General features: G+C 41.3%; 12 protein-coding genes. 2 read left to right on the top strand and 10 right to left on the bottom strand.

Features of this window, described 5'->3' with window-relative positions; translation table 11 throughout:
• Positions 1–4 precede the first annotated feature (4 nt).
• From phaZ to L1999_RS23895, 10 genes are all read right to left on the bottom strand, one after another.
• The gene (phaZ, locus tag L1999_RS23850; RefSeq protein WP_235740797.1) at positions 5–901 is read right to left on the bottom strand and encodes an intracellular short-chain-length polyhydroxyalkanoate depolymerase; all 897 of its coding nucleotides are present in this window, start codon (positions 899–901) and stop codon (positions 5–7) included.
• Complete coding sequence (locus L1999_RS23855) at positions 901–1,914, bottom strand: 3-oxoacyl-ACP synthase (protein ID WP_235744442.1); 1,014 nt, start codon at positions 1,912–1,914, stop codon at positions 901–903. The genes phaZ and L1999_RS23855 overlap by 1 nt, the downstream gene beginning before the upstream one ends.
• 15 nt (positions 1,915–1,929) lie before the next feature.
• Positions 1,930–2,109, bottom strand: a complete 180-nt coding sequence (locus tag L1999_RS23860; protein WP_235740798.1) for a hypothetical protein — start codon at positions 2,107–2,109, stop codon at positions 1,930–1,932.
• A 12-nt stretch (positions 2,110–2,121) separates the two neighbouring features.
• Positions 2,122–3,096: a branched-chain amino acid ABC transporter permease gene (locus tag L1999_RS23865; protein WP_235744443.1), complete on the bottom strand. Its 975-nt coding sequence runs from the start codon at positions 3,094–3,096 to the stop codon at positions 2,122–2,124.
• 20 nt (positions 3,097–3,116) lie between these two features.
• Positions 3,117–3,986 carry a branched-chain amino acid ABC transporter permease gene (locus L1999_RS23870; RefSeq protein WP_235740799.1) on the bottom strand — a complete coding sequence of 290 codons (870 nt, stop codon included), beginning with the start codon at positions 3,984–3,986 and terminating at the stop codon, positions 3,117–3,119.
• A gap of 16 nt (positions 3,987–4,002) precedes the next feature.
• Positions 4,003–4,710 (bottom strand): ABC transporter ATP-binding protein, encoded by a 708-nt coding sequence (locus L1999_RS23875; RefSeq protein WP_235740800.1) that lies wholly within the window; start codon positions 4,708–4,710, stop codon positions 4,003–4,005.
• On the bottom strand, positions 4,688–5,461 hold the full coding sequence (locus L1999_RS23880; RefSeq protein ID WP_235740801.1) for an ABC transporter ATP-binding protein: 774 nt from the start codon (positions 5,459–5,461) through the stop codon (positions 4,688–4,690). Before L1999_RS23880 ends, L1999_RS23875 begins: the two co-directional genes overlap by 23 nt.
• Before the next feature lie 87 nt (positions 5,462–5,548).
• Positions 5,549–6,733, bottom strand: coding sequence for a substrate-binding domain-containing protein (locus tag L1999_RS23885; protein WP_235744444.1), 1,185 nt, complete (start codon positions 6,731–6,733; stop codon positions 5,549–5,551).
• Positions 6,734–7,160: 427 nt separating this feature from the next.
• Positions 7,161–10,409, bottom strand: coding sequence for a winged helix-turn-helix domain-containing protein (locus L1999_RS23890; protein ID WP_235740802.1), 3,249 nt, complete (start codon positions 10,407–10,409; stop codon positions 7,161–7,163).
• A gap of 107 nt (positions 10,410–10,516) precedes the next feature.
• Complete coding sequence (locus L1999_RS23895) at positions 10,517–11,269, bottom strand: glucose 1-dehydrogenase (RefSeq protein ID WP_235740803.1); 753 nt, start codon at positions 11,267–11,269, stop codon at positions 10,517–10,519.
• A 158-nt stretch (positions 11,270–11,427) separates the two neighbouring features.
• On the opposite strand from L1999_RS23895, the gene L1999_RS23900 reads away from it, so the two are divergent.
• On the top strand, positions 11,428–11,571 hold the full coding sequence (locus L1999_RS23900) for a hypothetical protein (RefSeq protein WP_215044761.1): 144 nt from the start codon (positions 11,428–11,430) through the stop codon (positions 11,569–11,571).
• A gap of 58 nt (positions 11,572–11,629) precedes the next feature.
• Complete coding sequence (locus L1999_RS23905; RefSeq protein WP_235740804.1) at positions 11,630–14,161, top strand: putative bifunctional diguanylate cyclase/phosphodiesterase; 2,532 nt, start codon at positions 11,630–11,632, stop codon at positions 14,159–14,161.
• Positions 14,162–14,728: the final 567 nt, after the last annotated feature.

A 14,728-nucleotide genomic window follows, 5' to 3' on the forward strand; every position in this document is an offset into this window, starting at 1 on the left:
CAGGCTATTCATCCAAAAATTGTGTTATGGCTGATAATAACTGCGGTAAATCATCTACCAACGGAGAATGCCCACAATTCTTTAATTCGATAAACCTTGCCTTACTACCTAAATCCTCTAAAATTTCATTAGTCATTTCCGCTGTTACCACATAATCCCGTTCTCCCCGCAATACCAGGACAGGGACATTTATGTCATCAACTTTTCCATTGCCTTCAACAAGCCCGTTGTGATGGTGGCTAATATTAAACGTATTATTGGAATGATGCACCTCTGCTAAATTCCGCTGCGTTCTCATATCCTGCAGATACTCCTCATATAGTTCTGGAGACGGCTGCTTATGGGTATAAATCACGGCATTCCAAATTAACTTCAGCAATTCCGTATTATTGGTATCATAAGCTATCTGAACAGGAATCGTTTTAGTTACGTCCTTTTTGATCTCTTCATGTAAAGCAAACCGGCGCGGTTCATCATTTTCATGTAGTTTGCCATCAAATGGATAGCCTCGCGTTGATTCCGATGCTAATAAAATCAGTTTGTTACAGTAGCCCGGGTAATCAGCCGCAAATTGCATGGCCACTGCCCCTCCGGTTGACCAGCCCACAATGGCAAAGTCCTTTAAGCCAATCGCATCAACGAATAACTTGACATCTTCGGAAAAATCTTTAATCGACGTAATTAGATTGTGATACGTTGACTGGCCAAAGCCTCGTAAATCAACGGCGTACAGCTTATATTTGGCGTCCATATTTTCATAAACTAAATCCCAGTGCTTTGATGATGTCATATTTCCGTGAATCAGCAATACCTTTTGTTCCCCGCCCTCACGTTCTCTGTAGGCAAGTGTCTCACCATTCGACAAATGAACTTCTTTCATTGTTACGTTTACCACTTCCATCACCCATTTCCCCATTTAATCGTCGTTGCTCCCCAGGCATAGCCGATGCCGGCACTGACCAGCACAACAACGTCTCCGTCCTTTACCTTTCCTTCCTTTAGGGCAAGCTCTAATGATAGAATCTGATCGATTTGACCGATATGCCCATAATCTTCAAGATAAATAGATTGTTCAGAGGACAATCCCAGCTCTCTTAAAACATATTCATGGGCTGACTTTTTCATGTGAAGAATGGCTAAATATGCAATATCACTTACCCGAAAACCACTTTTCCGGACAGATTCCCTAATCACTTTCAAAAAGTTAGCCATTGACTTTTGTTCGAGACGAGTCTTCATGCCCTCTGGATCGAGAACATCAAGCCTATTAAGCCGCTGTTCAAGCGCCTCTTTCGTTATCGGGTTCTTTGTTCCTCCTGCTACTACGACAACATCCTCGGAAAAAGAACCATCCGTGATTAGTTCTGTTTCTAACAATCCATTTTCACGATGATCCTTTTTTAATAGAATAGCACCACCGCCGGCACCCAGATTATACATAAATCGGGTCCTAGGATTCTGATAATCGATAAAGTCACCATTACGATAACCGCCTGCAAGCAAGACGGTCTGGATTCCCGGGTCCGCAATCATCAGGCTTTTGGCCAATTTTAAGGCCATTACGGTCGTACCGCATCTTAATGCTGCATCAAATGCCCAGGCATTTAGTGCCCCAACCTCTTGCTGAAGCTTGATTCCCGCTGTCCAAAGTGGATATTCCTTATGCTCCTCACCAATATAAATCACAAGGTCAATATCCAGGGGATTTATTCCGGCTTTTGCTATCGCCCGTTTGGCGGCGATAATCCCCATTTCACAGGTATGGTCTCCCGCTCCTGGAACATACTTTTTCTTAATACCCATTTTTTCTTCAACAATATGCTCCGGGATACCTGCCATTTTGGCAATCTCTTTACCTGTCACGTAATCCTCCGGCAGATAAATTCCTGTACTAAGAATACCAATGTTCAACAGCTGCACCTCCTAAACTTACGCTTGTTCTGCCATTTCCTTCATATATTCCATCGCTTCCTCCATACTTTCAAATAATGTCTCCCTATCCAGTTGGACATGTGTCACTTTTATTCTCCAATGTTTTTTTGCAGTGTCTTTTTCAACCGCTGCCAATTGAAACCGGACGACGAAGGAAGCAATCTGATTACTCTCCATTAGTTCCTCCCTCTATCCTGCCACTTTTTCTTTACTTTTTACAGCAGTCTGTTTTTTTCGTTTCCACGTATAGGTGCTTAACGTCCCGACAATTCCTTTTGGAAAAAACATTACCACTAAAATATAAATAATCCCGAAGAAAATAATCCAGCGTTCGAAGATGACATGCTCCTTGGCAAGCTCCGTCAGCCAGTCATGAGCAAATTCAATTAACCCCGCTCCAATGATGGCCCCGACTAATGTACCAACCCCGCCAATAATCGTCATTAGCAATGCGTCTAATGTAATATCCATAGAAAACACACTAGTATTCACATATCTTAGCGAAATGGCATATAAAATCCCCGCTATACCAGCGATCACCCCGGAAACGACACTAGCCGCAATCTTATAATGCAACACTTGAAACCCAAGTGATTCGGTTCGTTGTTCGTTTTCCCTGATCGCTTGGAGCACCCGGCCAAGCGGAGAATTGGTGAACCGTTTTAAGAATAAAAATATGGCCACCATGAGGCAAAGGCTGAGCCAATAAAAATGAGTCCGGTCAATCAGAAATTCAGGAACTCGGAAGGTGAATCCATCGTTTCCAAATGTCATCGACCGCCATTTTTCCGCCAGCACTAAAAATAGCCCCGAAAGCGATAAGGTTAACATCGCATAGAAATGACTTTTTAGACGGAGAGTCAACAGACCGACAATAAAGCTTACCAATCCGGTAAGAACAATCGTCGACAAAACCGCTAGGAGAAAGTAAGGAATCGTCGGTTCAAATTTTTTCATAAAAATCCCCATTGAATAGGCGCCAATCCCAAAAAACATCGCATGACCAAACGAAACAATCCCAGTAAAACCGATTAACAAATCATAACTCATCGCAAAAATAGCAAAGACAAATATTTGCGTTAATAAGATGAATAGATTTCTAGACTCATAAACAAAGGGTAGAAGGATCAGAAAGGCGGCGATGACTAAAACAAAAATGGTCATTTTATTTCCTTGAATCACTCTCAACTCCTCACCCCTCCCGCACCAAATAAGCCCTGCGGCCGAATAATTAATACGACTGCCATTAGAAGCATATTGACTGCCAGTGATAAATCCGGGACAAAGTACGCCATGAATGATCCGGATAATCCTACTAAAATAGCGGCTAAAACGGAGCCCTTAAAATTACCCATGCCTCCAATCACAACGACAATAAACGCTAAAATGGCAAATTCCATTCCCATTCCAGCATGGATCACACCCGAATAGGGGCCGAGCAGGACACCGCCAAGGGCCGCCATACCTGCACCAATCATAAACACAAACATAAAGACCTTTTGAATATTAATCCCGAGTGCTTGAACCATTTCTTTATTCATTACACCAGCCCGGACAACAAGACCAATCTTTGTCTTCTTCAAAATAAATTGTACGGCAGCAAAAATAAACAAGCCGACTAAAATAATGAAGATTCTATATTTAATTACAATGACCCCGCCCAGTTCCCAGCTGCCCTTTAAATAGTCAGGGGGTGACGCCGTTAGTTGATTGGGTCCCCAAATTACCTTTAGCATTTCTGATAAAACAAGCATAAGACCAAGGGTAATTAAAATTTGCTGTACATGATTTCCATAAACGGGTTTAATGATCCATTTCTCTGTGATGATGCCGAGCATACAGCCAGTAATGATGGCCCCGGCGATGCCAATGATAAAACTGCCCGTTTGCTGATAAACCCACAGTCCGCTGTAGGCCCCCCAGGCAAACAGCCCGCCATGCGCAAAATTTAACACATCCATCAAACCGAAAATGAGCGTTAACCCCGCTGCAAGTAAAAAGATGAGCATCCCTGTTGCCAGGCCATTTAAGGTTAAATTGATGATTAAGTCCATTTGACGGTCCTCCTTTCTAAGCGATGCCTAAATATTTTCGTTTCATTTCTTCATCTTCTTTTAATTGTTTCATCGTGCCAGAATTAACTGTCCGCCCATCATCAATAATGTAAAAACGGTCACCAATGGTGCTCGCCATCATAAAATTCTGCTCCACTAAGACGATGGTTGTTTGGTTCTTCATTTGTAAAATCGACTCCATTACTTTCTCCACAACAATGGGTGCCAAGCCCTTGCTTGGCTCATCAATTAACAACAATTCATTCTCATTTACATAAGCTCTGGCAATCGATAACATTTGTTTCTGTCCGCCGCTTAAATAGCCGCCGGGTTTATTCCAAAACTTCTTTAGGTCCGGAAACAATTCTAGAATCCAATCCATGCGTTTCGCTGTTTTCTCATTTTCCTTTTGAATGGCCACTTTCATATTTTCTTCTACCGTTAAACCCGCAAAGATTCCCTGATCTTCCGGGACATAGCCGATCCCCTTTTTAGCAACCGTATAGGTTGGCAAGGCTTGTATTTGTTCTCCCTTAAAGGTAACTCTGCCTTTTGATGCAGGATTTAATCCCATAATTGTGCGTAAAGTAGTTGTTTTTCCAGCCCCATTTCTTCCAAGCAGAACTGTAACTTCGCCTTTCTTTACCTCGAAGGAGATCCCTTGGAGAATATGATATTGACCAATATGTGTCTCTACTTGCTCAAGCTTCAACAGGTCGTTCATCAAAATGACCTCCTATATAAGCAGACTGAACCGTTTCATTTTTCATAATTTCTTCAGGAGTGCCATTGGCAAGCAGCCCTCCGTTAAATAAAACCATTACGGAATCCGATAAATCTAAGATCATATCCATTTTGTGTTCGATAAGGAGTATAGTCCGGCTGCCTTCATTTTTTATTCTTTTGATTACTTCTAAAATAGCAGGCACTTCCTCTAACGACATGCCGGCTGTAGGTTCATCGAGTAAGAGGACCTCTGTTTCCAGTGCCAGCAGCATGGCAATTTCAAGCTTCCGTTTCTCTCCATGGGCCAGGTTGATGGCAAGTGAATTCTTTTTATCATCTAAGAGGACGATCTTCAGCCATTCCAACGCCTTCTCTTCAAACACCCGGTATTTTTTATGATGAAACAGCATTTGGTAACGAACTCCTGCTTGTGATTGAACAGCCAGCCTAACATTTTCCAGTACGGTTAGATTCGGAAAGACATTGGTAATTTGAAAGGAGCGGCCAATCCCTGTCCGCGTCCGGAGTGTCGGGGAGAATTTGGTGATATCTTTTCCTCGAAAATAAACTTTTCCGTTTGTTGGAGTTAATTGGCCGCTAAGAAGATTAAAAAAGGTCGTTTTTCCGGCTCCGTTTGGCCCAATGATCGACATAAAATGTTTTTCGGGAACGGCAATGCTGACAGCATTTACGGCGGTATGGCCGCCAAAGGTAATTGATAAATCTCTTGTTTCAATAAGGGTTGACATTTGTTTCACCGCCCTGATTACTTATCGTTAAAAAAGGAAGAGGGCGACCTCCATTATGGATTGGTCGAACCCTCCTGTTTTAAAATTCTACTTGTTCCGGATTGGTGGAGCTGTTTCCTCAGGAGTTAGTTCTCGAATCAGAACTGGCACTGGATATGGAACACCATCCTTCTTTTCCAGTTTAATGGCATACAACGATTGCAGAGCCTGGTGGTCTTCTTTTCGGTAGGTCATTTTCCCTTTTGGTGTCTCAAAGCTCATCCCTTCCATTGTCGTGATTAATTTGTCAGCATCAGCGTTCCCATTGGTCTTTTTCAATGCCTCAACAATGGAAATAGCTGCACTCATGCCGCCAGGCGTAAATAAATCAGGTACATCACCGTTAAACCGCTTTTTATGTTCAGCAACAAGCCAGTCGTTAATTTTATTTTTTTGCAGGTCATGGTAGTAAACGGTAAAGCCTTCCATCCCAATCAGCGGCTCCATTGTGGAGAGGGCAGCAATATCTGGTGCACCAGTTGAAATCTTTATGCCTTTTTCTTGGACCTTCATGTCTGAAAGCTGCTTCCAAGGAGAGTTTGCTCCGGCCCAGACGACAAATAAATAATCTGGCTTAGCATCGATGATTTTTTGAATATTGGAAGTAAAGTCTGTAGCGGCAGGATCTGCATATTCTTCTTTTACAATTTCAGCTCCAAGCTTTTTCGCTGCTTCTTTAAACGCTGCCACGCCATCACGGCCAAACGAATAATCTGGTGCCAGGGTGGCAATCTTTACTCCCTTTTTAGCAATTGCCGCTGCACCAGCAACCGCGTCTTGGGAGGAGTTACGAGCGGAATGGAAAATATATTTATTAAATTCTGAACCGGTAATACTATCAGCAGCAGCCGGTTCAACGACCATTACTTTTTGGTATTCTTCTGCAAGCGGTAAAACCGCTAACGTATCGGCGGAGCTGGATGATCCGACTAAAAAGTCGACATTATCTTCTTCTAATAGCTTGGTAGCTTTTTGAACAGCGACTTCTGGCTTTGTTTCTGTATCTTCGACAATAAACTCAATCTTTCGGCCGGCCACTTCACGTTTACCATTTGTGGCATAATCAAGGCCAAGCTCAAAACCTCTTAATGTTTGTTTTCCATATGCTTCAAGAGCGCCTGTTTTGGAGGCAAGGACGCCAATTTTAATCGGTTCCTTTTTATCTGTATTTGTGCCTCCCTTTGATTCTGATGATGATTTGTCCGAGCTGCAAGCGCTCGCGAAGACCATCATAAAAATAAGTAAGCCTATTAATCCCCATTTACCCTGATACCCCTTCACTCTTTTTCCCCCTTAATATGTTTTCAACACCTGTAAAGCTTTAAATCTATGATAGGAGATAGTAGTTACAAAAGAGTTACAAGAAAAGCGGAAGCGCCTTGAACAGCCCCGACAAGCATAAGACAAGCCGGCCGAAAGGTTGCTTTTTAACCTTTTGGTCGGATTGGCTTATGACCTCGAGGGGCTAGGCGCTGAAGCTAGACAATAAGAAAAGCGGAAGCGCCTTGAACAGCCCCGACAAGCATAAGACAAGCCGGCCGAAAGGTTGCTTTTTAACCTTTTGGTCGGATTGGCTTATGATCTCGAGGGGCTAGGCGCTGAAGCTAGACAATAAGAAAAGCGAAAGCGCCTTGGGTGACGCAAAAAAACAGCCTTAATCTTAAGGCTGTTCCATCGAATTTAAGATACTTTCGGATTCTATGATCATTTGATACATGTGCTTAGTTGGTTCCAATGGTGTGACACCGAGTTCTTCCTCGAGAACCTTTTTACATCTTTGATACCATTTCATCGCTTGCGGGCGGTTATTTTTCCGATAATAACAATACATTAATAAGCGGTAGGCCTCTTCCCAAGTTCGGTCCCGCTCTAAGATTTTTTCACACCAATTGATTGCAGCATCATATTTTTCAGAGCGAACCATTAACTGTGCCATTTTCTCCGCACCTCGTAAAAAATATACGGCCATGCTCTCTCTTTTACTAATACACCAATCATCATAACGACGGTCGGGAAGATAGTCACCATGATAAAAGGATAATCCTCTTTCAAGAAAAGGAATAGCCTGATCCGGTCTGGTTTCTTCAAGTCCGGCTTCAATTAATTCTTTAAATGGAGTGTTATCCATTTCAATGACTGCATCTGGGTTTAATCCATAAAACATCCCTTCTCTAATGATGAAAAAGGGGGCTGCACGGGCCTTACGGTGGGGTTCAAGCACATTATGAAGGCAATTCAGAGCCACCTTAAAATCACGGTCTGCGCTTTTTTTCTCCTGATTAGGCCAAAGGAGTCCCATAATTTCATCCTTAGCCATGAATTCACTCACTGTAATCAATAATTGGAAAAGCTCCTTCGCCTTTTCTCTTTGCCAGTCTTTGTCGCCCACTTCTTTTTCACCAAGCCATAACTTGAAGTGCCCCAAGGTTTGAACTCTGATAGAATAGCCCGGATGTGAATCATGAGCAGTTATTCCCATATCTTGAAGAATCTTTTTGACATAGGACGGCTGAATCTTTTCTCGCAAACATTCAATCAACAATGGCACAAAAATTTGCAGATCTCGTGGGCCAAATACCGTCCTTTTGTGAAAAAAGAACTCATATTCATTAATCTGGACCAAATTTAAAAACGCATTTATTGCTTCTTTAAACAAACCTTGCTGTTTTTTAAGATAATAAACGTAGGCAAGCCAAAACTTCCCTACCATTTGTCCATAGCTATCCTCACACTGCCCAAAGAGGGCATCAGCTTTAACTAAAAAATCATGTCCCTTAGGAACCCGCTCATTATATAGGCAGGTGATTCCCATACCAAGTGTTATAAGCGATGAAAGCCACGCATCATGTACTTTTTCAGTCTCCATCAGGGCTTTCTTGCCAGCCTCTAGTGCACGTTCGCATTCTCCCCTTGTCCCATATAAAATACACAAGCCCATAAGCGGTTCTGCTTTCCCACGATTAACATGGATTTGTTCCATGATTTCTAATGCAGTTTGATAGCAGCTTTCTGCTAAACTCGAATCATACTTATTCAATATTTGTACGGCATGACCCATGCGAATCCAGCCGCAGGCTTCTACATAAGGGGACTTATAGCTAATTCCCTGCTGAATCCCTGCCTGGGCAAGTTCCTTTGCTTTTAATCCTTCTCCCATAAAAGCTTCGATTAAAGCGAGTAATAGATCGGTTTCGCGGTGAGATTGCGGCAGTGTATGGATGGTTGAATCCTTTAATTCCTCTTTTTTCAGGAAAAGAACCTTCTTTGCATCCTCAAAACGGCCCGTTCTTAAGTATAATCTCGCTTCTACGTTCCCATTATGATGAAATCGTTTTGCTTCCTTCGCTTTTTGAATCCAGTTCTCCGCCTCAGATGCCTTTCCAGAGTTTAGTAAATTCTCCGATAACAATTGGTATAACTTCCCTTTTTCAGCATCATCTCCTAACGTTTTTTCTCGATGAAAAATCGCCTCATATAAAAGTTTTTCTGCCTGCTGTGGTTGGATGGTATCCAAGAATATCTTTGCTTTACCCTCTAACGCTAAGCTCATTCCAAGATGGTCTTGTGTTTTTTCCGCACCAGCAAACGCCCTATCGTAACATTCCTGGGCCTCTTGATATTGTGACCGATAGCGATGAATTTCCGCTTTTAAATAATAGAGAAAATAATAAAGCCCCATTTCTGCTTCTGATAGGAGGATTAATTGATCGTACAAGCTTTCCAATTTACCGCTTTCGAGCATCCGCAGACCATTTTCTTGTAAAATCGAGCAAATTGCCTTGTGGTGATTCATTTTTTTATAGTGATGAAGCGCTTTCTCCCATTGTTTTTTACGCTCATAATAACGGGCGCAGCGTTCGTGAAGACCCATATAAGCAGTTAGATTATTCTTTTGAAAAATATCTTCAAGGAATTCTTTGAATAAGGCATGGTAACGATATTGGGTTTCGCCAATCTTTTGGATAAATAAATTGCGGTCTTTCAGCTGCTCTAGTAAACTTGCGGATCCGTTAATTCCAATCACTACATCACAAATTTCTTCCTCTATTTCCTCAAAGATGGAAGTTTGTTCGAGAAATTGTTGAATCATAGGCGGCTGTTTCGAAAAGACTTCCATGACTAAATACTGAAAAAAATCTTGGAGGGATTGAGAGGAATGTTTAAAAAGCTTAGGTTTGTCGTTTTGTAATGGTATTTGCGTGGCAATCATGCAAAGGGCAATGATCCAGCCCTCTGTTATTTCATAAATGGACTGCAGATACTCTGCCTTCATCTCTAATCCATAAAGGTCCTTCAACAATAATTCCATTTCTTCCATCGTTAAAACTAAATCGTCCCTTGTTATTTCAAGTAACTGGCCACACACTTTCATTTTGGTTAAAACCCTCCAATTGGGACGGCTGCGGCTGGAAATAACCATATGTAAATTAGCTGGGATATGCTCGATCAGTTTTTCCATCCAACTATTAATCGTATAAGAATGTTCAATTTGGTGGAAATCATCCAAAACAAGCGTAATCTCGGTCTTGCACTCGATCATTTCATTTATAAAAAGGGAACATAAAATACTTAGTTCCTCTTCACGAATATAATGGTTCATTTTGTCCATATAGACTGATAACGTTGTTCCAAAAGATGGAGCTTCCTGCCGGATCGTTTGAATCAGATAGGATAGGAAGGTTAGGATGTCGTCATCTAAGGATGAAATGGAGTACCAGCATCCTGGAAGCCTTTCATCCCTCAAAAACAGGGCAAGTGCCGTACTCTTACCAAAACCAGCGCCGGAATGAAGGAGAGTCAAGGAATAGTCCGGTATCTTTTGCAACTTCCGGGTAAGCTGTGCCCTCCTAATAAAATCATCCTTAACAGCAGGGATACTTAACTTTGATTGAATAATCGGCAGCTTCATCTTTGACCCCCTTTCTTTTTTCTTACTATTTACACTATTTACACTATTTTACCATATTTAGAACAAGCAGGGGACACTCTTTTCGGAAGGGAACTGCAGGGGGGTTGTTATTCCTCTACATAAATCATTTTCCTGGTCATTCCTCCATCAACGACCAAATTAATGCCAGTTACAAAATCATTAGTGGGATTCGTTAAATAGTGACATGCCTTGGCAATATCGCTAGGTTTTCCAACTCGTTTTGATAAATGCTGCTCATGGTCAGCATGTGAAAGTTCAGCCTCATCACCATTATGGATCCAGCCTGGAGAAATGGCATTTACCGTTATCATATCTTGACTAAATGAAGCAGCCAGTGCATGAGTAATCGCGACGATTCCCCCTTTAGAGGCTCCATACGCTTCGGAGTTAGGCTCTGACATTAAGGCACGGGTTGAGGCAATGTTCACAATCGCTCCGCCAGTTGGATTTTTCCTCATATATTTTGCTGCTTCCCGTGAGCAAAGGAAAACACTGCGTAAATTGGTGTTGAGACAATCGTCCCACTCCTCAATGGTTAACTCATAGGGTGATTTGAATACACCTTTTCCCGCATTATTGATCAGAATGTCAATTCGGCCAAATGTCTCTATGGTAACCTCCATCAGTTGAATAATGTCGGTTTCACTTCTAACATCTGTTTTGACATAAAAAGCCTCTCCCCCCTGCTTTCTAATTTCTGTCACGGTTTGTTCACCTGCTTCAGGGTCTACATCTGCCAAAACGACTTTTGCCCCTTTTATGGAATAGGCAGTAGCTACTCCTCGGCCAATTCCTTTCGCTGCACCAGTTATTACGACAACTTTATTGAGAAAATCCACTAAATTTTACCTCCTTATTAAGCTCTTACACTTTCTTTATAGCATAGTCAGAAATATAGACACAAAGTTTTTGAATGTAATGGATGATTTTCCCAAGTAATAAAACCTCTAAACCGGAAAAAACTACAAAAAAGAAATGAGATGAAAGGAGACGGATTATGGCTGAAAAATGTTTTTATTGTACAGAGGACATTGAGGAAAGGCAATTACACTATGTCCCCTTTATTTCCATGAATCAAGAAAGAGATGAAGCGCTATGTGATGAATGCTACCGGGAATGGCTGCATGGGATAAAAGGGTGACTACTAACCATAGGTTTGTTATGATCCTTTTAAAGTCAGGTACTGGAGTGTTGCATCCTTGTCCATTAAAAAAAAGCTGCCGTTAATTTTCTTCCTGCTCGTTTTGTTTATCTTACTTGCGAATAATACCTTTCACTATCTTTGGTCAAAAAACCAGCTGCTGGAATATAACGAACGGGAAATCTCCGTCATAACCAATGAAGTGTCATTCCAAGTGGAAAAGACTAGAGAGGGTTCCTTATATGTAGAGAATATTCTAGGGAGAGACTTGAGAATTGCATCTCTTGCAATCAAACAATCTCTTCCTCCAACCTATCAGCAAATTTCCAACGATCAATTAAAAAAACTAGCGAGTGAGGTCAGGGTATCTCACATCACCTTATTAGCGAAAACTAGGGACGATATTATTGGAGTCCGTTCATCAGACCCTGAAGAAATCAACATGTCAACAAAAGGCTGGGGCTACTGGTATGACGCCTACCAACAATTATTGGCCCTAAAACCTGTCAATGTAGGAAAAGGGTTAACGCTGCCGCACTATTGGTCTGGCCCAATTGAAATTGCCTCATCCGATCCTGATCATATTGATAAATGGGGCTATTATTATGACGGGACAACGAACTATATCATCAACCCCTATTTTCGGGATAACGAAGTTTTAGAGTTTGAGCAACGATTTGGTCCTGGGAAAATCATCGAAGGTTACACCAAGGAACGAGGCATTTTAGAAATATCCGTATTTAATCCCAAAAACTTTGGGAAAAAGAGTGAAGTGGTTCACCTAAACGGAAATAGTTATATTCGCATTTCAGCTAGACCGATTTGGTATGGTTCTTATAAATTCCGCAATATCGAGACAGATGCCGCCTATATTAAGAAAGCAATCAAAACAAAGAAAGTGCAATCATACAATGATACCCTTAACAAGAAAAGTGTTTTAAAAACATTTGTTCCTGTGTCCCCGAAATCAGGTCAGCCCTTTGTTATTGGCCTTGTCTATAATTATGGCCTTATTCAAGATGAGCTTCGACACGAACTATTTATGCATATCCTCCTTTCGCTTGTTATCATGCTGATTGTGTTAATTGTCAGTTTTATCTTTTCCCGTTCCATTACAGAGCCAATTGGCTATATTGTTGAACAAGTGAACGAGATTGCTCAAGGAAACTTCGGGAAGCATTTACACGTAAACAGAAAAGATGAATTAGGACTTCTTACCGAAAATGTGAATGCGATGTCGACCGATTTACATCGATATGTGGAGGACTTACAGCAAAGTAAGACCCTGATAGAATATCAGGCAAATCACGATCCATTAACCGGGTTATTAAATAGACGGTTTTTACAGGAAAAGCTGAACAGCATCATGATTGAAGCAGAGGAAAATAACGAAGCCGTATCAGTTTTGTTCATTGACATGGATCGTTTTAAACAAGTAAACGATTCCTATGGACATAACAAGGGTGACGAGCTCTTAAACATGATTGCCGCGAGAATAAAAGATGGTCTTGATTCGGATAACAGTATCTTAATAAGACAAGGTGGAGATGAATTTATTATCCTTCTCCTCCGCCATAATCACGAGGAAACAAAAGCGGCTGCCGATAGGTTAATTGATATCTTAAAAAAACCTTACATGATAGATGGTAATGAATTTTACCTTGGCGCCAGTATAGGAATTAGCCGCTATCCAGAGCATACATCCAACATGGATACACTGATCAGCTATGCGGATATGGCGATGTATAATGCTAAGAAGAATGGCGGAAATAAGGCCATCTTCTATTCAGAAAAATCGATGCATTCAACCATTGATCGACCACGGCTTGAAGCCCATCTAAGAAGGGCAATTGAGAATAAAAAGATTGATGTATTTTATCAGCCTAAAATTAAAGTAGATACAGGGGTCGTTTTTGGGGCAGAAGCTTTGGTGAGATGGACAGATGAGGAATTTGGAAATGTTTCACCGGTCATTTTTATCCCTATAGCTGAGGAAACTGGATTTATCCAGCCGCTTTGGGAGCTTGTCATGACTAAGGCCTGTGAACAAGTGAGTAAATGGAATCAAACTCGTTCGCATCCTTTAACGGTCTCGGTCAACTTTTCAGCCCGGCAATTTCAAGAACCAGACTTAATGCTAGAGACAGTTAAGAGGATTCTTGCTGAAAAAAATCTTCCGCCGCACCTTTTTGAGATTGAAATAACGGAAAGCATCTTGTTAAATAATTCGTCTGAGATTGTCCAATCACTTCAAACACTGCAAAACCAAGGTATCTCCATTTCGATTGATGACTTTGGAACAGGCTATTCTTCGCTAAGTTATTTAAAAGATCTTCCGATTAACACATTAAAGATTGATCAAACCTTTATCCAGAATATTAATGAGAGCTTAGAAAATACAGAAATCCCTGAGGCAATTATTAGTTTGGCCCGCGGCCTTCATTTGGATGTGATTGCAGAAGGTGTTGAAAAAGAGTATCAAAAGGAATTTTTACTTTCAAGAAATTGCGTCCTTATGCAAGGGTATTTGTTTAGCAAGCCTTTAAGCAGCCCTGAGTTTGAGAAGTTTCTTGTCGATTTTGAAAAATAGTAATCAAGCCAAATAAAAAGAACAGCTCATAAGCTTAAGTAGTTCAGATATCGAGTAGAAAATTAAAATGCACAACTGAACTATCAAACTGATTAAAACTGCTTTTGTACGAAAATTAGCAAGTGAATTAGCAAAAAACGCTTGGGAAACCGAGTGTTTTTTTATAGCGTGTCGGAAAACTTATTTGTAAGAAGATTTCCTGACCTCGGACAGAACTGATGTAATTTAGCCATTTGCTGTCCGAAGATACCTCGACTTTGGACAGGATTGAAGTAATTTAGCTATCTGCTGTCCGAAGATACCTCGACTTCGGACAGGATTGAAGTAATTTAGCCATCTGTTGTCCGAAGATGACTCGACTTCGGACAGAACTGATGTAATTTAGCCATCTGTTGTCCGAAGATGACTCGACTTCGGACAGAACTGATGTAATTTAGCCATCTGTTGTCCGAAGATGACTCGACTTCGGACAGGATTGAAGTAATTTAGCCATCTGCTGTCCGAAGATGACTCGACTTCGGACAGAACTGATGTAATTTAGCCATCTGTTGTCCGAAGATGACTCGA

This window comes from Neobacillus drentensis, from assembly GCF_021560175.1.
Classification (GTDB): Bacteria; Bacillota; Bacilli; order Bacillales; family Cytobacillaceae; genus Neobacillus; species Neobacillus drentensis_A.

What these genes read in the sequence shown, in the direction of transcription:
- phaZ (WP_235740797.1), bottom strand. Translation starts at nt 901, where the DNA reads ATGGAAGTGGTAAACGTAACAATGAAAGAAGTTCATTTGTCGAATGGT.
- L1999_RS23860 (WP_235740798.1), bottom strand. Translation starts at nt 2,109, where the DNA reads ATGGAGAGTAATCAGATTGCTTCCTTCGTCGTCCGGTTTCAATTGGCA.
- L1999_RS23865 (WP_235744443.1), bottom strand. Translation starts at nt 3,096, where the DNA reads ATGACCATTTTTGTTTTAGTCATCGCCGCCTTTCTGATCCTTCTACCC.
- L1999_RS23870 (WP_235740799.1), bottom strand. Translation starts at nt 3,986, where the DNA reads ATGGACTTAATCATCAATTTAACCTTAAATGGCCTGGCAACAGGGATG.
- L1999_RS23875 (WP_235740800.1), bottom strand. Translation starts at nt 4,710, where the DNA reads ATGAACGACCTGTTGAAGCTTGAGCAAGTAGAGACACATATTGGTCAA.
- L1999_RS23880 (WP_235740801.1), bottom strand. Translation starts at nt 5,461, where the DNA reads ATGTCAACCCTTATTGAAACAAGAGATTTATCAATTACCTTTGGCGGC.
- L1999_RS23885 (WP_235744444.1), bottom strand. Translation starts at nt 6,733, where the DNA reads ATGATGGTCTTCGCGAGCGCTTGCAGCTCGGACAAATCATCATCAGAA.
- L1999_RS23890 (WP_235740802.1), bottom strand. Translation starts at nt 10,409, where the DNA reads ATGAAGCTGCCGATTATTCAATCAAAGTTAAGTATCCCTGCTGTTAAG.
- L1999_RS23900 (WP_215044761.1), top strand. Translation starts at nt 11,428, where the DNA reads ATGGCTGAAAAATGTTTTTATTGTACAGAGGACATTGAGGAAAGGCAA.